Genomic DNA, 19,511 nt, shown 5'->3' with positions numbered 1-19,511 from the left:
CTAGTTGAAAAATAAGTGTGTTTATTTGCTAGTGGCTCTTGATGTCGATTCTGACGGTTAGCAGTGGGGAGGTCTCGAATTGAGCTAGTTGGTGTAGTCTCTTCTGTCGTTCGTTTAGGTGTACCGTCTGTCTTTAGGAGATTCTTCGCTCCTTTTGACCACTATTCACCTGTCGGGCACGCACTATCTGCGACGTCGACATCCGGCTGTTTTCCAGAGCTTGGCCCGTCGATCGCTGCCATGATTAACCAACAATCCCGGTTCCTCGGGACAATATGTTGGTTAAGAATGTCGACGGGATGAGGGGCTGTGCGCCCACGTTGAAGATGCCTCCCTCCGAACTCCTAGGTATGTGTGGCCGAAACTCGCTCTTCATCGACCAGGCTGACCTCGAGGCTTGCTTCGACGCCGAGGTCGTCACGGACGGCGGGTACACACCCCGATACAACATCGCGCCTGGCGAGGACCTCTACATCATCACGAACGAGGCTCCAGACGAGATCGACGCCTACCACTGGGGGGCTGATTCCGTTCTGGGCGGATGAGCCCGAGGAGGGCATCATCAACGCTCGCTCCGAGACTGCCGACGAGAACCCCGTCTTCGAGCGGGCGTGGGAATCTCGTCCCTGTCTTGTCCTCTCGTCGGGGTTCTACGAGTGGAAATCACCGAATGGCGGGACAAAACAGCCCTACCAGATTTTTCGCGAGGACGACCCTGTCTTCGCGATGGCCGGCCTCTGGGACGTCTGGGAAGGTGAGGATGAGACGATCTCGTGTGTCACGATTCTCACGACGGAGCCAAACAACTTGATGAACTCAATCTACGACCGGATGCCGGTCGTCCTCTCGCAGGACGCGGAGTCCGACTGGCTCGCCGCAGATCCGGACACCCGCAAGGAACTGTGCCAGCCGTATCTGAAGGACGATCTGGACGCCTACGAGATTTCGACGCGGGTCAACAACCCCGGAAACGACGATCCGCAGGTCATCGAACTGCTGGACCCCGAGCAATCGGGTCTCGGCGAGTTCAGTTCCTGATAGCTGACGGTGTCACGGTCACCGCATCGGCGACGCAGCTGCCAAATCGACGAGCGAGTACTCTCGATCCCGACTCGTCCCCTCCGCCTCGAGGAGGTTGTACTGAGCCATCTTCGAGAGGTACGTGCGGATAGTCCGCTTCGTCCGTGGGTCATCGACGTCCTCGGTATAGCGCTCGTGAATCTCGCTCGGCCCGACCGGGTCGTGCTCGCGAACGATGTCGTAGACAACCCGCTGATAGGGGGTGAGTGAATCGAGGCTCTTCTGCTTAATCTGCGCCCGGGCATCCTCGGCGGCATCCAGAAGGACGTCGTCGGTGATGCGCTCGTGGTTCTCGCGATCGGCCTTGCCCGCGGCCGTTCGAAGGATGCCGATTGCGAGGCGGGCGTCGCCGGCGGCCGCGTCGGCGATCCGGTAGAGCTGGTCGTCGGTGATCACGTCCTCGTCGAGCCCCCACTTCGCCCGCGCACTCAGGATGTCGTACAGCTGCTCGTCGTGGTACTTGTCCATCCGGACGTGCTCGCTGGAGCGCAGGCGGCTCACGAGGAGGTCGTCGACGCGATCATCGTCGGTCGCGGCGGCGGGAGTGACTCGAATCTCCAGGCGTTCAACACGGAACGGGTAGCGGAGGCCATCTTCACCGCGAACATGCCGATCGTCACCGCAATTGGGCACACTGATGACCGGCTAATCGCAGATCGAGTAGCGGATATGGCCGCGATTACGCCGACGGCCGCCGGCGAGTACATCGTCAAGTCCCGCGAAGAGTTCCTCGCCAGCGAAATCGAGTCGCTGGAGCAAGAGCTCGACGCCGCGTACGAAACCTTTGAACAGGAGCACGAACATGAACAGGAACTCGCCGAAGCAGTCAACGAGGCGACCGCACTTGAGGGAGTCCCGCCGATCTATTATAAGGTCGCCATTGCTGTGCTGCTGTTGCTGGTCATTACCGGATTGTGGCTGGGGGTAATCTGAGCGTGGCAAACGGCCAAGATATCCACGACCGGCTGACCCGTGTCGAGGAAATCATTGAGCAGCTCGATTCGGACGAGTATGACCTCGATGAAGGTACAGGGCTCCACGAAGAAGGTCAGGAGCTCTTGGTCGAGGTGCGAGAAATACTCGATAACGGGCGTGGAAACGTCGTGGAACCCGAGTAGAGTACCATACCAACCTTAACCAACATCCAACGGCAGCTAACCTCCCCATTGTTGGTTAATAGTATTCTTGCAAGGTGAACGAGCTTTCCGGTTATAGTTTATTTTAGAATTTTGCACCAGTTGGTGGCCAGAAAGCATATACCGATCTTCTAGCTATCGCACCACCATGGACCGGGGCTCAACCGGTGCATACCCACCCCGCACATATGATCACACGGGCAGTCACCATCGAAGACATCGATGATCTGTACCTGACGTGGAACAGCCATATCAACGGTTCCGCCCTCTACCGCCGCGCCCTCCGAGATGAGATGGAGCTTCGCGACGTCGACCCTGACGAGCTTCGAGATCTCTTCGAACGGGCCCGCGAACAGGGCTACACGAAAGAAGAAATCGTCGAGGAGACCAACCGCTACGCCGATCTGAAAGCACTCGTCGACGACGCAGAGGAGTAACCCGCTATGTCACAGGACAATACGCCCTCCGAGACGGCCCCGAATCGCGCCGACAGCCAGTCCACGGCATCGAGTAGGCTTCCCAGGCAAGCTGTCTTCATCGTCGTCGTCCTGAGCCTGTTCGCTGTGGAACCCGCCGCCGCACAGACGAACGCCGTCTGTAGTGCAGACAACCTCCCCAGCATGATCGAGGGCTTCTTCCAGCTCACCACGGCCCTGGGGATTGTCGGCCTCGCAGTCGTGTGGCAGGCTGACTCCCTTATCGAGATGTTCACGATCACGCCGGATCAAAAGAAGGGACTCAAGCGGCACAAACGCTCGGCTATGAAGTCCGCCGTCGTCCTCGTCGCCCTCGGCCCACTCTACACCGTCGCCGGCTCGATGATGAATCTCCCGCTGGCGCAGTGCGTCAACCTCGCCCCCTGGTAGGCAACTACCACCTCCGTCGGAAGCCCCCTATGGAACACCGAGAGCTCTCCGTGCTCATGGCCACGCTGTTCGTGACGAGTCTAGTCACGGGTCTCGTTACTGCAAGCCCGCCACGGCCTAGCACGGAGGGGAATGGGCTTACTGAGAATGAATCAGCGACGCTGTGGTCTCGCGACGCGGATAACTACATCAGTCAGGAGGAGTACCAGCAGCGCTACGGCGAGAGCCGGACCGCGATGCACCAACTCGCAAACGGGACGGACATCACGTTCACGCGCCCGCCGGCGACAGCTGCAACGTGGACGCGAAACGATTTCGTTGATCTCGACGCCGGTGGGTCGGATACGTCCGTGCATCCGCGCCACGCGTCGCTTGAAGATGGCGTGTTTATCGAGGACGCCCACGCCACAGTGTTCGCAGTGCAGCCGTCGACGCGTGGTCACCTGGAGTCAGGTGACACGCCGCTCTATATCGCGCCGAACGGCACGATGCGGGGGTTCGTCGACTATCGCGTTCGCGTCCCGAACGGAAGCTCCTCGGGGAACACGACGATCGAGTGGTCGCTCGCGAGCAACGAGGTTGAGGAGGTTCGGTTGCAGAAGGACGGCGAAACCATCGTTGAGCGCGACGGCTCGCACACGCCGGCCCTCGACTACCAGACTGAGGATGACTGGAGTGCAAACCTCACGTTTGAAGCCGAGATCAGCGTCCGACTGAAGAAGACCACGCGAATCGACCGAGGCGACGAGACCGATGTCGAGGTCACGTATCGTACCGAGTCGCTCAACGTCTCGGATTCGATTGCCGTCGAGATCTACGACCTCTCGGCGTATCCCTACTATGCCGAGTATCCCAATGGTGACGCTGGTGTGGCCATTTTCCAGTCCCGACCGTGGCAGGGGTACACGCTGACGGAGAATGGAAGCGCACGAGTGCGTGGCGTCTGGCGGTTCTACACCGCTCGGAACACCAACTGGGATACGCTCGTCAGGTCCAACCGGACCGACAGCGCCACCGTCGAGTCTGACGCGATCCCCGTGTACGTCCACGCATACCCGTCGCGAATCGGTCCGAGGGCTGAACCCGTCGGCGATGGCCCCGAAATCATCAACACGTGGGGCACTGACCGGCCGTCTCCGGTTGGCACGCTCGGCGAGGACATCAACATCGACATCGTCAACCAGTCGTACACGACGACGTACGGCGTCGCAGTTCGCGCCGAGAGCGTCGACCGTGACGCGCTCCAGGTAGCGGGGATCGTACGGGGCGTGAACGCCTCGATTGTGGCACCTGACGCTGGCTCTGAGCGGCAGCTCCGGCGCAGTAATCTGACTGTTGAGGTGCTCCAGCAGAACGAAAGTCAGGCCACACTCCGCATCGAACTCCGGGACAACGAGACCGGCGCACCAATCGTACTCAATGATCCCGACCGACGATATCCAATCGGTGGGAACACTCGCAACGGGTACATCACCGTCGCGGAGCAACGCGTCGAGACCAACGCCTCCGGGGTGGCGATCGTGACGATCGACGAGCCGGGTATCTACACGGCTCGGTACCATCCGGGTTCGTGGCTCGGGCACGACCCCGCGTATGTGAGTGCGACGGCAACAGCTCGGTGGCATCCGCTCGGCACCATCGACGGTTGGTTCGCGTTCATTTTCGAGGTTGGCTGGCAGCTCATCCCGTTTATTGTAATGTTCTACGCTGGCAAGCGGCTCCTCCGAATGCTCGGTCCAGAAGACATCTTCCAACGGAACCCATAGTCCATGACTAGAAACCACCCACACATCAGTCGGCGAACCGCCCTCCGAACAGTCGCAGGTGCTGCCCTCATAAGCGTCGCTGGCTGTCTGAACGACAATGGCGGGTCTGGAACACCTAGTGACGGGACGACTTCTCCAGATGGCAACGGCCCACTCACGCGTATCGTTATCGAGGAAACAACACTCGTCGTCGAACTCTCCGAAGAGGCTGACATCGACCAGGTCAACCTCATCCAACCGAACGGCGAACTATTCGGGAAACGTGACGTAGCTGCAGGTGCTCAGCAGGTCTCATTCGAGATCGGCACCGCGTATGCGCCCGGTGAGTACCGGATTGTCGCACTGAAGGGCGAGGAGACAGTAGTCGAGACCACGACTGAACTGCGTCCAGAGATCCAGATACAGGATGTTGGACTCTATCGGAATAATCCAGATAAGCCGTGGGACGAAGTCTATGGTGAGAGCGAGACGGACCGGATCAAGAATGGCGAGGCATTCGTTACGGTAGAGAACACAGGGAGTGGTCCGGAAGCGATAACTGAACTAATCTTCTCCGGGGACGTTCCCAATCCAATTGAGAACCCCAGAGGCAGTGGAATGCACGAAACCGATCGGGTAGTAGTCTCCCCTGGCGAGACGGCCGACCTGTTCAGTAATTCGTTCCCGTTCGGCTCAGAGAGTGAGGAAGGAATGGGGTGTTCCCCAGATGGAAACAGCGGGCAGTTCACGGTTATCGTCGAGACTCAAGTCAGTGGCAATCGGGTCACAAGTACCTACAATGTCCAGTATTCTGGGTCTGACGAGATGACTGACTGTGAGGTCACGATCACGGAGGCTTGACGATGGTTGATCTTATTGACGTCGTCCTTGAGGGCATCAAGGGCGTCGTTGATTGGTTCATTGGGCTGTTCATGGACGGCCTCAGATCGGGGTATGAGACTCTGACTGAGGGAATGTTCGGGACACCTACTCCAGAGACAAACGGAGCTTTTGTCTTCGGTGAACCAACCAATGCACCCTGGCCAGCGATTCACGATGCTCTCATCGGCGGCGAAATCATGCTGGTCGCTCTTTTGCTTCTCGTGATGAGCGTCCAAGGGCGTCACACGGCTCGAATCTTCAATATTGGAGGAGCCTACGAAGCCCGGAAAACGAAGAAGACGGCCTGGATTGGAGCCTTTCTGATTATCACGTGGTACTGGATTGGGACTCTCGCGCTCTACCTCGTCGACGGATTCACTATCGCCCTGATGCCGGAGCTTTCCTCCGTAGCCTCGGCAATGCTTCAGTTCTTGGGTGCAGCCATCACAAATCCAGGGCTGGGGCTATTGTTCGCCGTGATTGGTGGAATCTCTATGTGGGCGCTGGAGGCGCTGTTCTACATCCGGATGATTCTGCTCTATGTCTACCTGTACGGAATGCCGATTGCATTTGCACTGGCCTACGGAAACATTCCGGTCGTATCCGATATTGCGATGGGATTCTGCAAACGGTTTGTCCCGTTGGCTGTCCTCCCGCTCCCAGCAGCGATGGTTCTCAAGGGCTATGATCTAATCTACGGCGGTGGGACGCTCACACCAGGAACAGCGTTCCTCAAATATCTCGTCGCTGCGTCCCTCCCGCTGGTCGCTCTCTACATCACGTGGAAGACGTTCAAATACGCGACGCCGTTGACGGCCAAAGTCGTCGGCGGTGCAACGAAAGGCGCAGCACTCGTTGGCGGTGTCGCCGCCGGTGGGTACCTTGCTGGCTCCGGCGTCGCGACGACCGCCGCTCGGTGGGGGCCGAAAGCCGCCGCTGGCCACGCCGTCGCCCAAAAAGCGGCTGCCCGCGGTGGGCATGGAGGAAACAATGACAGCACGCCATCGTACCGTCGAACAGAGAATGACCCTAGTGGAGCGACAGCGGAATCGGCGAGTGACGACAGTGAGAGGGAGTTTGATCGAGGAATCCACTAACAATGTCAGCAGATCAAGACGCGGCCGCACGGCGCATCATGGATCAGTTCGGCGAGGAGAGCCGCATCCCGTATCTCAATATCGAGGAAGGGGACGTCGGCATGCTCATCGCCTTCCCCATTATTGGGCTGTTTATCGCTGGCCTCACCGGGATCGAGTCGCTTGCCCTCCCGTTCGTTGCTGGCGGGCTTGGCTTTGGCGTTGCCGTCATCTACGTCTCACCAACCCACCTGAACGCCTGGACGTGGACCAAAGACGTCTATCGGTACCTCAAACGGCCTCAGGTCACGTTCAGTGCGCCCGCCAACGCCGACACGAGTACCAACGAGTCAGAGCGCAACGAGGGCGGACTCGCGAACTACACGCCGTTCAAGCCGGACGAGCGAACGCAGGATCTCACCAACATCAAGCGAGCGTGGCCGGGCGCTGGTGCTATCCAGCGTGAAGACGGCTCGATGGAGGCATTCATCGAGATCGATCCGGCCAACATGGACTTCGCGATGTCCGACGACTGGGCGCAGCTCCAGGACGCCGGAGAAGAGTTCGCCAACAAAGAACTGGACTCGAAGCTCAAACTCCACGCCACAACCCGTTCCTTCCCGGTCGAGCAGATCACCGAGACCATCGAGGAGCGCCTCACTGACGAAGACGTTACGGAGAACCCGATCTTCCGGGAACTCCTCGAAGAGTACCGGGAGACACGGCCGAAGGAGATGCGTGACCGGGGCATCCAGCAGGTCCGGTACTACATCGGCGTTGAAGTTAGCCCGATAGAGGTCTACGACCGCTTCCGCGACGAGGGCACCCCCGCAGAGAAGCTGACCCAGTTCCCGGCCATCGGCTTCCTGTTCAACCCGTTCGTCACCCGCCGCGAGGACCTTACCGACGTCGAACGTCGTGCGCAGATGTTCGAGAAGCTCGACAGTCGCGTCAACGACGTGCGATCCGAGTTCATCCAGCAGGCGTCGGGGTGGTCCGCACGTCGACTCAGCACGGTCGAGCTGTTCGTTCTGAATATGGACTTTTGGAACGGCCGCGAACACGACTACGACGAGGCAGAACGTGTCGTTCGCGACCAATCGATCATCGGCCACTCGCGCCGGGAGGACCCACACGATGCGTAACGTGATCCTCCAGACTGGTGGTGGCGCGCTTGGCTCCGTCGCCGGGTGGCTCCAGAATCTGACGCCAGCAGAGAGTGCAGTACTTGCCCTTGCAGTGGGTCTCAGCCTTGGCGTCGGCAGTAAGTACCTCTGGGACCGCTTCACTGCGGATGATGAACCAGACGTGGACTTCACCGATATCCTCGACGAGGAGACACTCGAAGAAGGCGAGGCCGAACGCAAGCTCCTCGACGACATCGCCGAGTCGCACAAGACCGTCACCGCGCCCGGAGCTGTCGAGTGGGAAACGCGAGCCGCACGGGTCGGCGAGCAGTGGACGACGACTCTGTACATCGCTAACTATGCCGACTACCCCAACGACGGATATCTGAGTGACCTCTTCGAGATGACCGACGTCCAGTTCGATCTGACGGCCCACATCACGCCGAAAAATCAGGAGCGGGCCCGGAACGAACTGCAAGACATCGCGGACGACCTCCAGGTCGATGCTGACCTCGAACAGAGTATCCGGAGCGCGTATCTCCAAGAGCGCGCCAACGAGGCCGCAGCGACGTACAAGGCCGTCGAGAACGGCGCGAACGTCTTCGACCAGGGGATGTTCATCACGGTTAGAGCCGACGAGAAAGACGAACTCAGAGATGCCGTCCAGACGGTCAAGAGCGCGCTCCGCGACGACCCGGCGAACCTCACGCCGAAGACGGCTATCTGTCGGCAGGATCTCGCTCTCCAGTCCGCCGCACCCATCGGCGACAACGAGTTCGGCCGGACGTCGATCGCGCTCGGCGGCGCCGTCGGCGCGTTACTCTCCTCGCCGCACAACGCGACGATTCTCGAGGAGGGCGGCGTCGAGTTCGGGATTCACAAAGACAATCAAAGCCCCGTGGTCATCGACCCCTTCGCCCGGGACAACGGGTACGCGATGTTCACCGTGGGCGATACCGGATCAGGGAAATCGTTCAGCTCGAAGCAGAACTTCATCCGCTCCATCGAGCAGAGCAAGAACCGTATCGGCATCATCCTCGAACCGCTGAACAACTGGGCCGGTGTCTCGGAGGCCCTCGACGCCAAACGAATCACTGTCGGCGGGACGCTCGGGCTGAATCCGCTGGAGATCCGGGAGACGCCGGAGCACGTCCAGCGAGCGATGGGCGAGGACGCGAGTCCGTTCAACGAGAAGCTCGACGACGCGATGAGCTTCCTCACGAACTTCTTTGCCCTCCGTGGTATCTCACTGGGAGACCGGCGCACCACGCTCGAACTCGCCCTCAAACGTGCCTACCAACGCAACGGAATCACCGACGACATCTCGACGCACAGCAATCCGAGTCCGACCATCCGCGAGATGATGGACGTCTTCGAGGACATGGTCGACGACCCTGAGGAGTTCGTCGTTCGATCCGACGAAGAGGCAGGGAAGATCAAAGAGGACGCGACGTGGCTGCTCGATCAGCTCCGCCCCTTCGAGGACGACGGTCGCCACGCCAACCTCGGCCAGGAGTCCGACTTCGACATTCGGGACGAGAAGGTCATCTACCTCGACCTCGCTCAGCAGGAGGGCAGCGTCGACAGCAGCACGGCACTGACGATGCAGTTGCTGATCTCGCTGGTGTACGAGCGGGCGAAAGTCTCAGACAAGGAGGTCGTGTTCTACATCGACGAAGCCCGCTACATTATGCAGGATGCCGCGAGTCTGGCGTTCCTCGAGACGGTGTTCCGGCACCACCGCCATCACGACCTCTCGATTCGGCTGGTCACCCAGACCGTCGACGAGTTCTTCGAGCACGCCGAATCTGAGGCCATCCTGGACCAGTGTGCGGTCAAGCAGTTCCACCGCCTCGACGGGATGGATGATGAGTGGGCCGAGGAGTTCGGGCTGAACTACGCCCAGATGCGGTTCGTCCAAGACGCCGTCCCCGGCAACGAGGACGCCGGCTTCTCCGAGGCCCTCGTGGGCGTCGACGGCGAATGGCGTGGGATCCAGGTCAAAGCGATGCCCAAGGAGAAGCAGGTCATCGACTTCGAGCCAACCGAGCAACGGCGAGACTCACTCCCCGGAACTGGTGAGAATGCTGTGGACGCGGAGGTGCAGGCGTTCCAAGACGATATTGAAAGCCGAGCGACCGACAACGGACAACGCCAACCTGAGCAGACGCCAGCAGAGACTGATGGTGGCGCAGCGGGAGGTGGCGACGATGCGTGAATACCTTCGCGTGACGCCAACCTCCGAACGCCTCACTCCGGAGCGTCTGCCGCAGGCACTGGAGAGCCTCCACAAACTGACATCAACGGACTCGGCAGGGCTAGCTGACAAACTCAATCCGCTACATAGCGACACACCGCTACGCTTCGAATTCCTCGCGCTCAGCGAGGGGAAAGATGACCCCGTCGAATTCTACTACGGTGCCGACGACCATCTAGATACTCTTGAGAAACGGCTCCGGTCGATCTATCCCGAGACATTCGATATCGAGCGTACTGAGGTCGACATCGCATCCCGACTCGTACAGCCTGTCGAATTCGACCGCGAGACATTCGTCGAGCACTATGAGTCAGGCGAACTCACGTACGAGTTCGGCCCTGACGAGCAATACGAGTGTGGCACTGACGACAACAGTCAAGCGGGGCCAGCGGACGCCGAATCAGTCGCGGATGGGGGAACGGTCGGCGACCAGCCTCCCGACCACATCATCGAGATCGGCGAGACTGCCCTCGAACTCGCCCCACCAGATGCGATTCCCGAGGATGATCCACTCACGACACTTGCCAAACCAACGGTAACATCGGACGGGTCGATACTCGCCCGGCCAGCGACCGAATCCGTCTCCCCACTCGGCGTGCGGTGGCAAGGGTCGGCGACTCGGAAGCAAGACTGGATGACCTCACTCTCGCCATTTACTGCCGACGACGAAGCGGAACTCCCAGCCGTCGATCAGCAAGGAGGTGCGCTCGCGTCGCTCGTCGACCACCTGATGGAGGCGACAGCACCAGTAGCGTTCCAAGTCGTCTTCCAACGACTCGAGAGCTGGCAGTCCGATGCCGACCTTCGCAAAGAAGACATCATCGACGGACGGGACACACTCGCACAAGAGATTCTTGGCTCCCTTTTCGAACTCGATGATCAACCGGAGAGTCGCGATAGAAACCAGCTGAGCGACGCGGTTGCAAAACGTGTTGCGGCAATCGAGGCGACAAATCCGAAGCGGTCGTTCACCGCGAACATCCGAGCAATCGGGATTCCATCCGGTAGTGACGGTCGCGATGATCTCGATGAACGAATGCAATCACTGGTCCCGGTATTCGACCCGCTTGACGGGCCATACTATGAGGTGGAGGCCGAACGGTTGCGCGACAGCGGCTTCCGGGAAGCCACGAAAGAACGGAATGCACGAGCAGCGCTGCAGCGGCTCTTGGAACGTGAGATCACGACTGGCCGTGGAAAAACCCGATCGGAGTTCGTCCTGAGTGGTCGAGAACTCGCGCACTTCGTCCTCGTCCCCTCCTCGGAACAGCTTACTGTCGAGGGGGCACGGGGGACGCGTGCGGAACAGCAGAGTCGGAATCCGTTGCCCCGTCCGCACCAGGACCTCATGAGTGAGTTCCGAGACGGGATGGCAATCGGGCATGCCCTCGACGACACTGGCGAGGCCGAAGACGCGCCGACACACATTCCACCCGGACTGCTACCCACTCATTACGGCCGGTTCGGAACAACCGGCTCCGGGAAGTCGAAAGCCCTCATCAACGACCTGCTGTCGCTGTACGACAACACCGAGGGGCCGACGATCCTCATCATCCCGAAAAACGACGATATGGCCCAGAATTATATGCGGGCTCACGCGCGTCGGTTCGGAATGACCGACCTCGAAGAGAACGTCGTCCACTTCCCGATCCCGGACGTCCTCCCCGGGTTCTCGTTTTTCGATCTCGAACCGTCGATGGAGAGCGGACGACGCCGCGAAGACGCCGTCCAACGGAAGGCCGACCACTACGAAGAGATTTTGAAGCTCGTGATGGGAACCGACCGCTACGAGCGGGCGACTGTGGCCCCGACTCTCATCAAGACACTCATCAAGGCCTTGTTCGACGAGGAATACGGCCGTGAAAACGGGCTGTACCGAGCGTCGACGGACTACTTTGCCCACCGACAGCTCGAACATATCGTCGACCAGCTCTGGGAGGCCGGGCCACCGAACGAGAACATCGCCGACGCCCCACGGTCGAGCGACGAGGAAGTCACCCGGACAATTCGACGGCAGATCCAGTTAGATCCGAACACCTTCGCGAACGTGATGGGCGGTGTCGGAAACCGCCTCGCCTACATCTCGCAAGATACGCACCTGCGCCAGATCTTCAATAATACCGAGAACCAGTTCGACTTCCGGGATGTCCTCGACGAAGATACGGTCATCCTCTTCGACCTCGGAGACCTCCGCGACGACGCCGCCCGGATTATGACCGGTGTGATCCTGACCAATCTCGATGCAGCCCTCAAAGATCGCAAACAGGCGCTCTCCCAGCACTCGGACGACTACGTCGTGAACTTGCTCGTCGACGAGGCAGCATCCGTCGTGGTCTCCGACATCATGAACGATCTCCTCGAGAAGGGGCGGGGCTTTCGCCTCTCTGTTGGCCTGTCGATGCAGTTCCCCGAACAGATGGAGGCTGAAGGCGGACGGAAAATCTACCTGAACGCTCTGAACAACATCGGCAGTTCGCTCATCGGGAAAATCAACGTCGACCGGGAACTGGCGCGAGCGATGGCCCACGAAGAAATGGACCCTGCGGATTTCGCCAATCGGATCCGTTCGTTGCCGCGCGGAGAGTGGATCGCCAGCCTGCCAAGCCCGACGTTCGGTGAAACAGGGCCGTATCCGTTCAGTCTCGAACCACTCCCGATTCCACCGGGCCACCCCGAGAGTGAATCCCCGCTCACTGAGCGTGAAGAGGAGCAGTTCACTGAGACACTCTCCTCGATGCACGAGCACATCAGTGACAGACACGGTGTGCCGGCTGCAACAGACGCCTCAACAACAAAAACACCTGCCGACGTACATGAGGTCCTCGATATCGCGAGCGACGACCTGGACGTCGCGATTTCGAAGGTAGTTCGGGGTCTGCAGCTCCGAGAAGGCTGCCGTGAAGAGAACGGCTGGGTGGCTGTCGAAGCAGTTGACGACGAACTCAGACGGCTCTTCGACGACGTCGACGCCGAGCCGCCGTCGTATGATGCACTCGCGGACATCCGAGAACGATCACGATACCTCGATACGACCGTCGATATCGACGCCGACGAGCTCCGCATCCGGCTCACTGACGCCGGAGAAGAGATCGCGATGCCTGATACTGGTGGCGTGCAGGCCGCTGGTGGGAGTGCCCACGACGCAGCACTCCTCCAGATCGAAGAAGAGCTCACCGCACTCGGCTTCACCGTCTCGATCCTCGCACAGGATGGTAGCGAGAAACCTGACGCGAGGGCGAGCCACCCCGACGTTGCCGACCGATTCGCCATCGAAGTCGAAACGACGACACCCGAGAACCCCGCAAAGGTACTCACGAATCTCCGGAAAGCCCAAGAGGCAGGGGATATCCCGCTGTTTGTCGTTCGGCCAGGAAACGATGAAACGGAGTGGGCCGAGCGTGTCGACGGCATTCTCACGCCACCCGTTCGCACCCTCCAAAATGGTGAGACGCGGTTCTACACGACTGACTCGAATCTCATGTTCAACGGTGGAGCGACCGAAGAAGGTGGAGTGACGGCCGTGCGACCGGCGACCGACGACGAGAACGGGACCCAGAACATCTGGCAGCGTGATGACGACGAGATTGTCCTTCGCGATGCCAGCGGGACGGAACACATCCGCCTCCCATCGCTTGGAACACTCTCGAAAGATCGTGTTCCAGCTATCTACAGCTACGATCACGCTGCCGACGAGTACGTCGTTTATGAGCATGGTGAGCAACACATCTACGAGACGAAATCGGCGTTCGAGGATGACTGGGTGCGTGTCAAGAAGCCATTCGTCCCCGAATCCGAACTCCCCATCCCAGACTACACACGTTCGACGTACGGCATCGTCATCCTTCACGATGAGGCGGAATCGGTTGTGTATGAAGACGGTGAGAAGCGGCCACTCTCGACAATCACTGACGGGTCGATCCGTCCGGTATCGCCCGAATCAGCGGCCGCTGACGAACCACGGAGTCAGACCGACCAGGCCGATGAGCCGGTCGAAGAGAAGCAGGAAGACCAATCGCCACCGTCGTTCGAATCGTTCGTTGACGACTATCTTATCGAAGACGCAGATGAAGCCGTGCCGAAAGATGAGGTATTCGGCCTCTACAACGACTGGGCAGAGGCACACGGCATCGACGATCCGCTGAATAAGAGTTGGTTCACACGGAAGCTCAACACCCACATCGAGGTAGACTCCACGAAGAAGCGAATCGACGGGGAGCCCGTCCCGCATTACACTGGTGTCCGCATCCGATCTAAAGAGGAACCTGAGTCATGAAATGGACGTACATGGTCCAATTCCCGATATCATCGGGACTTCTTGAGACCTGTTCCACCCAAGCTGAATCATGACCTCATCCAATCAAACTCGAAGGTCGGATATCACCCGACGGCGGCATGTTCCACCCAAATCCTCAATGGGTGGAACACCAACGAGCTTGGCGGAATGGGTGGAACACGCTCACGTCCAGCGGTTTGCAACCAGCCATAGTGAGTGTTCCACCCAACAACCAACTAGAATAGAACGGGGGGTCCCCGTTGGGACCAAGGGATTGGATCGAGACGTACAGCAGCGTGAAGTCTGTGCTGGCTCAGAGCCAGTGAGAGCCATGCGAGGTGCTATGTGAGGATGTGTGAACCTATCGTCAACGAGCCGGAGGCAATTCCGGAGACGTTACGCGAACGCGACCAATGGGTGTGCTGGCGGGAAGCAGAGCGAGACGGCAAGCCGACGAAAATTCCGGTAACGCCGGGGGATGGGGGGTTCGCGTCAGCAACGGAATCGGCGACCTGGGCGAGTTTCGAGGCCGCACTCGACTACACCGAGACGGCACACGCCGATGGCGTCGGGTTCGTGTTTACCGACGACGATCCCATCGTCGGCGTCGATATGGACGACTGCCGCGACCCAGAAACCGGCGACGTCGACGACGCAGCGCTGGACATCATCGAGCGACTCGACTCCTACACGGAGGTATCTCCGTCCGGTACCGGCTATCACGTCCTGATCACTGGCGCACTCCCCGACGGGCGGAACCGGCGCGGAAGCGTCGAACTGTACGACACGGCACGCTTTTTCACCGTCACTGGCGACCACGTCGAGCGGACACCAACGCGCATTGCACGCCGGCAGGACGCGCTCACAGCGATTCATCGTGAGTACGTCCAGGAGGCCGAGTGTGACACTGCACCCGAGTCCGAACAGCGTGGTGACGCTGACGACCGGTCACCGACGACCGATGCTGTCGACGTTGACGTCGACCTCGAAGACGAGGACCTCCTCGAGAAAGCGCGAAACGCATCGAACGGCGAGAAGTTCGAGCGGCTCTGGAACGGGAATACGGTCGGCTACGACAGTCAGTCCGAGGCCGACATGGCGCTGTGTTGTCTGCTAGCGTTCTGGACTGGCGGCGACCAGACGCAGATGGATCAACTGTTCCGCCAGTCGGGATTGATACGGGAGAAGTGGGACGAGGTCCACTACGCTGACGGGTCGACGTACGGCGAGAAGACCATCGAGCGAGCGATTGCGACCACGTCGGAGTTCTACGACCCGGACGCCGGCGACGACGCCGCAGATTCCCACGACGCACCTGGCGGGGTTACTGCTGGCGGTACGCCTGACGAGGCAGACCGGAGTCGTGCGTATCTGGCGGAGAAAAACCGCTTGTTGAGCGAGCGCGTCGACGAGCTCGAAGCAACACTCGAACAGAAGACTGAGCGGATCGAGACCCTCGAAGCAGAAATTGAGCGACTCACCGACGAACTCGCGGCCCGTGACCAAGAGACTGCGCAATCCCACAAGGAAGACTCCGGTACAAGGGACGAGACCGGTGATGACCCAGAGCCAGCCTCTTTGTTGAGTCGATTCTTCGGTGGTCGGTCTGAGTAGCAGCGGGGACTGAAACGTCAGGACAATCATCCCTGTCTGAGGGAACTACTTCCAGAGCACTGGTTCCGTGAACGGAGGCGGATTACCCAACGCGCTCGTTATATCGTGCTCCATCCCCCACCCACCGCTCCCGACGCCCGGTGACGATGACTCCTGCCGGTTGACCATCGTGATGCCCTGCGACTCGGTCTCGACGAGGCCGAAGAGTGGATCGCAGAACTATGTACGAGTAGACAATTCCTCCGGAGTAGCGTTTATTGCGCCGACCAAGGGTGACGGCGCTCAGCGCGATGGGCACCACCACGAGAGTCACCGTGGTGTCCAGCCCGGTGTCAGCTGAGTGCAGTCACAGGTGAATCCATGTCTACGTTCAGTAACTCCGAGGCAGCGAGTGCATCGCCGTCAGAAAACCACACGAGTCCATCGAGAGAGACCGAGGACACAGATTCGCAGCCGTCGTGGTCAGACGATGCAAGCAGCGAGGATGGAACGTCAACGCTCAGAATGAACCAATGTCCGGAGTGCGGAGCCCGTCGCTTCGTCTCGAAACTCCTCGTGTACGAGGTTACAGGCTACGACGAGGGCGGTGAACAAGATTTCCGCCGCCAGCACGTCCGGGCAGAGTTCGAATACACCTGCAGCGAGTGCCAGACGACACTCCGGACGCTTCCCGCAGATCGCCGCGACTACTACGATGAAGTCGCGGTCCTCGACACGGAACGGCGGGCAGCCCTCCGTGATCAACTCCGCCAGCTGGGGAGGCGATTCTGGCGGCGTCTCGCAGCGCGGACGACGTGGCTGGCACTCGGACTCGTTACACTCGTGACCGGGCTCGTGATCGCACTCTAATAGCCCGAAGGAAGAGAGCTTCCTCGCTATCGACTCTTGCAATCCACCGGAATACGCAGGGGGTTATCGACGGTGGAGAGCTAGCCCATCAGCAGGAAAGAGACGGTTTCGGCGTACGTGCCCAGGAAGAGCAGGGCGCAAACGGCCGGGCGAGCTGACTGTCCGTGGTCGTCGTTCGCGCCCGCAAAGGGGCGAGGCGCGCTCTAAGCGCGTCCAGAGCGTGAGCTTCCATGACTGGACCCGATATCCTCGACGACACGACAGGCGACTACGACCGGCTCGAAACCGAACTCGTTGCACAGGACCGGGATGCGTCCCGGGTCGCGACGGCGGACATCGACGAGACGACTGCCCGCCGTCTCGTTGGCGAACTCGTCAAGGACGATGTGGTGACGCCGATCCCTGACCAGCGCGTGCTCGTCCACGAGCCCAGTAGCACGCCCTTCGAGTCGATCACCCAGCTCGGCGTGTTCCATCGTGGCTGGCAGGCCGCCACCGACGTCGACGCGGAGGACAACTGATGCAGCAGACGCTCTCCGGGTGTGCGTTCTGCGATACACCGCCCGGGGCAGAGAGGGGCGAGGCGCATACGTGGGGGAAAGATGAACGGGTGACGCACCCAATCTGTGTCAACTGCGCCATCCTGACGCGGCCGGATCCCGATGAGCGCGATCACCACGCCTGCGACGGGTGCGGACTGGTCGTCGACGCCCTCGCGGCACTCACGCGCTTCCGTGTGGAACTCGGCCATCTCGAGGGGCCGCTGCAATTTTGCGAGCGATGTAGTCCCGGCGGACTTGCAACGTACTGGACGCGCGACCTCGAGGAGCATCTTGTCCAAGAGGTCAGCAAATAAAGAGGAGAGCGATATCCGTACGTCACCCCCGGAACAAGGGCTGAGCCCGTCATTTAAATATTTGTAGCACGATGGTACTACCATGAAATACGCGAGTGTCAGCGTCAAGTTCCCGGTCGAACTCGACACCGAAATCGAGCGATTCCTCGATGAAACGGGGATCTACACGAATAAGAGCGAGTTCATCAAGGAGGCATGTCGGTCCCAGCTCCGAGAACTCAATAACGACACGGCGATCGCCGCGCTTCGGCTAGAGCAGCTGCTGGCGCAGGCAGAACAGAGCCGCCAGTCGGATAGCGATATCGACGCAGAGCTCGCGGCACTCGGGGAGAAAGTCGATGCGGACGACCTCGAACAGGCCGTCGAAGAGGCACGGAAGGAGACGTCCGAGCAGGTGTACGGGTCTGACGCGTGAAGATCCTCGATACGAATCTGTGGGTCTTCGGGACGCTGCGAACCAACGAGCAGGCCGCTGAATTGCTTGCTGAAATCGACCGCGGTGAAACAACGTCTGCTATCAACGCGTACATGGTCCAAGAAGCGCTGGCCGCATTCGACCGGACACAGAGTCTCTCTGCGGCGGATCGGGATACCGTCAAAACGAGGTTTCTGACGCGACTTACGCGAATGACAGGGCTCATCGAGGCGCCGTCGAGTCGCGATGTGAGCGACGCACTCCTGCGAGAACAGCGATCAGCTCCTACCGTGCAGACGCTCGCCCGCGTCTGTGAGATCCAGCCGAAGGACGTTCCAATCCTCGTGCTGGCGTTTGAGCACCGTGATCACGAACCGACTATTCTCACAAACGACGAAGCCTTCGCCGAGCTGGAGCCAGCAGCGCACTCACTTCCTGAAATCACCATCGAACACGTTTCCTGACGGCGTCCAATCTCGCTACGGCAGCGCCTCCTCGGCGACCATGTGATTGTATGACTCGGACGCCATATATTGAAAGCGATGGCGGTATTCGGTATCGATATGGAGTGCCCTGCGTGTGGCGGCCCTGTCACGATGGAAGTGGGGCCAAACCACCCGCTCTCGGCATCAGTGGCGGATGCACTGCTTGCTGCTGACGAAGATGAGCAGATCGTCGTCGCCCGAAATTGCTGGGCGTGTGGCTGGAGTGAGGAGCGGTCGGTGTCCATCGACTCGGTCGAGACAACCGAGGGAGACACCCACGCTGTCGAGCGAGCCGCGCTTCTCGACGACATTATGAACGAGGCTACGGCGATTGACGACCTCACGACGCTCGAAGACGCCCTCGCTGGGGTTCGCCGTCAGCGTCGTCTCAAGACTGCTGGGGCCGACTCAACTGACAACGTCGACAGTGGATAGGTACTCCCATGACCGAGACCGAGGCGCTCTACGACGTTCGAGAACGGACGGAGAATCCAGCCCACGCATCGGTCGACGACGTGATCACACTCGTCCTTGATCGAGCACGGGAACCGCGTGAGGACCACAACGCACATTTCGACGAGGCCATGGCTGCTGTGGTCGATCAATATGGTGCAGATGCGGTCAGAACGGTCATCCATCGCGTCCTCGTTGAGCACTATCCGTTTCGGACAGCCACGGTCAACCTCGATATGCGCAATTTCGATGGTGTTCGGATCGGCACGACGGCTGGCTGGTTCTTGCGAGAACTAAACGCGGAAACAAATAGCTAAGCATCCGCCTGAAAGCCCTCGGCCGCTCGGCATCCCGCGACCCACGCTGCGCTCCTCGTTACACTCGGTGCTTGCGGGGT

The 19,511-nt window shown here is 60.0% G+C and carries 18 protein-coding genes and 2 pseudogenes; 19 read left to right on the top strand and 1 reads right to left on the bottom strand.

Annotated features, from left to right (window positions below; genetic code table 11):
• Nucleotides 1-350: 350 nt before the first annotated feature.
• Nucleotides 351-1,038 (top strand): annotated as a pseudogene (locus tag Hhyl6_RS23570) (SOS response-associated peptidase).
• A gap of 18 nt (nt 1,039-1,056) precedes the next feature.
• Here Hhyl6_RS23570 and Hhyl6_RS23565 read toward each other — a convergent pair.
• Nucleotides 1,057-1,599: pseudogene (locus Hhyl6_RS23565) on the bottom strand (Cdc6/Cdc18 family protein); the annotation flags it as partial.
• Between Hhyl6_RS23565 and Hhyl6_RS23560 the strand changes: the two are divergent.
• The 18 genes from Hhyl6_RS23560 (at nt 1,534) to Hhyl6_RS23475 (ending at nt 19,431) form a co-directional block, all read left to right on the top strand.
• Entirely contained in the window at nt 1,534-2,013 is a 480-nt protein-coding gene (locus Hhyl6_RS23560; protein ID WP_483741632.1) for an exodeoxyribonuclease VII large subunit, read from the top strand. The pseudogene Hhyl6_RS23565 and the gene Hhyl6_RS23560 overlap by 66 nt on opposite strands.
• Before the next feature lie 2 nt (nt 2,014-2,015).
• Nucleotides 2,016-2,198: an exodeoxyribonuclease VII small subunit gene (gene xseB / locus Hhyl6_RS23555; RefSeq protein WP_483741631.1), complete on the top strand. Its 183-nt coding sequence runs from the start codon at nt 2,016-2,018 to the stop codon at nt 2,196-2,198.
• Nucleotides 2,199-2,404: 206 nt separating this feature from the next.
• A complete protein-coding gene (locus tag Hhyl6_RS23550) occupies nt 2,405-2,653 on the top strand; it encodes a hypothetical protein (protein WP_095637961.1) in 249 nt (82 codons plus the stop codon).
• A gap of 6 nt (nt 2,654-2,659) precedes the next feature.
• The gene (locus Hhyl6_RS23545; RefSeq protein ID WP_483741630.1) at nt 2,660-3,082 is read left to right on the top strand and encodes a DUF7985 family protein; all 423 of its coding nucleotides are present in this window, start codon (nt 2,660-2,662) and stop codon (nt 3,080-3,082) included.
• Between the two features lie 29 nt (nt 3,083-3,111).
• Nucleotides 3,112-4,848, top strand: a complete 1,737-nt coding sequence (locus Hhyl6_RS23540) for a DUF8186 domain-containing protein (protein WP_483741629.1) — start codon at nt 3,112-3,114, stop codon at nt 4,846-4,848.
• A gap of 3 nt (nt 4,849-4,851) precedes the next feature.
• Nucleotides 4,852-5,688: a hypothetical protein gene (locus Hhyl6_RS23535; protein ID WP_483741628.1), complete on the top strand. Its 837-nt coding sequence runs from the start codon at nt 4,852-4,854 to the stop codon at nt 5,686-5,688.
• Between the two features lie 2 nt (nt 5,689-5,690).
• Nucleotides 5,691-6,806 carry a TrbL/VirB6 family protein gene (locus Hhyl6_RS23530; RefSeq protein ID WP_483741627.1) on the top strand — a complete coding sequence of 372 codons (1,116 nt, stop codon included), beginning with the start codon at nt 5,691-5,693 and terminating at the stop codon, nt 6,804-6,806.
• Nucleotides 6,807-6,808: 2 nt separating this feature from the next.
• Nucleotides 6,809-7,930: a TraC-like domain-containing protein gene (locus Hhyl6_RS23525; RefSeq protein WP_483741626.1), complete on the top strand. Its 1,122-nt coding sequence runs from the start codon at nt 6,809-6,811 to the stop codon at nt 7,928-7,930.
• Complete coding sequence (locus Hhyl6_RS23520) at nt 7,923-10,130, top strand: VirB4 family type IV secretion system protein (protein ID WP_483741625.1); 2,208 nt, start codon at nt 7,923-7,925, stop codon at nt 10,128-10,130. The genes Hhyl6_RS23525 and Hhyl6_RS23520 overlap by 8 nt, the downstream gene beginning before the upstream one ends.
• A complete protein-coding gene (locus Hhyl6_RS23515) occupies nt 10,123-14,442 on the top strand; it encodes a type IV secretory system conjugative DNA transfer family protein (protein WP_483741624.1) in 4,320 nt (1,439 codons plus the stop codon). The genes Hhyl6_RS23520 and Hhyl6_RS23515 overlap by 8 nt, the downstream gene beginning before the upstream one ends.
• Before the next feature lie 351 nt (nt 14,443-14,793).
• A complete protein-coding gene (locus Hhyl6_RS23510) occupies nt 14,794-16,056 on the top strand; it encodes a phage NrS-1 polymerase family protein (protein ID WP_483741623.1) in 1,263 nt (420 codons plus the stop codon).
• Between the two features lie 360 nt (nt 16,057-16,416).
• A complete protein-coding gene (locus Hhyl6_RS23505) occupies nt 16,417-16,905 on the top strand; it encodes a hypothetical protein (protein WP_483741622.1) in 489 nt (162 codons plus the stop codon).
• A 230-nt stretch (nt 16,906-17,135) separates the two neighbouring features.
• Nucleotides 17,136-17,426 carry a DUF8069 family protein gene (locus Hhyl6_RS23500; RefSeq protein ID WP_483741621.1) on the top strand — a complete coding sequence of 97 codons (291 nt, stop codon included), beginning with the start codon at nt 17,136-17,138 and terminating at the stop codon, nt 17,424-17,426.
• Nucleotides 17,426-17,761: a DUF7558 family protein gene (locus tag Hhyl6_RS23495; protein ID WP_483741620.1), complete on the top strand. Its 336-nt coding sequence runs from the start codon at nt 17,426-17,428 to the stop codon at nt 17,759-17,761. The genes Hhyl6_RS23500 and Hhyl6_RS23495 overlap by 1 nt, the downstream gene beginning before the upstream one ends.
• A gap of 82 nt (nt 17,762-17,843) precedes the next feature.
• On the top strand, nt 17,844-18,176 hold the full coding sequence (locus Hhyl6_RS23490) for a ribbon-helix-helix domain-containing protein (RefSeq protein ID WP_483741619.1): 333 nt from the start codon (nt 17,844-17,846) through the stop codon (nt 18,174-18,176).
• The gene (locus Hhyl6_RS23485) at nt 18,173-18,640 is read left to right on the top strand and encodes a hypothetical protein (protein ID WP_483741618.1); all 468 of its coding nucleotides are present in this window, start codon (nt 18,173-18,175) and stop codon (nt 18,638-18,640) included. Before Hhyl6_RS23490 ends, Hhyl6_RS23485 begins: the two co-directional genes overlap by 4 nt.
• A 99-nt stretch (nt 18,641-18,739) precedes the next feature.
• Nucleotides 18,740-19,096 carry a DUF8105 family protein gene (locus Hhyl6_RS23480; RefSeq protein WP_483741666.1) on the top strand — a complete coding sequence of 119 codons (357 nt, stop codon included), beginning with the start codon at nt 18,740-18,742 and terminating at the stop codon, nt 19,094-19,096.
• 8 nt (nt 19,097-19,104) lie between these two features.
• Nucleotides 19,105-19,431: a DUF8158 family protein gene (locus tag Hhyl6_RS23475; protein ID WP_483741617.1), complete on the top strand. Its 327-nt coding sequence runs from the start codon at nt 19,105-19,107 to the stop codon at nt 19,429-19,431.
• Nucleotides 19,432-19,511: the final 80 nt, after the last annotated feature.

The organism is Haloarcula sp. H-hyl6 (assembly GCF_056934455.1).
The sequence above is the reverse complement of the archived record's forward strand: the minus strand, read 5'-3'. Positions and strand labels throughout refer to the sequence as shown.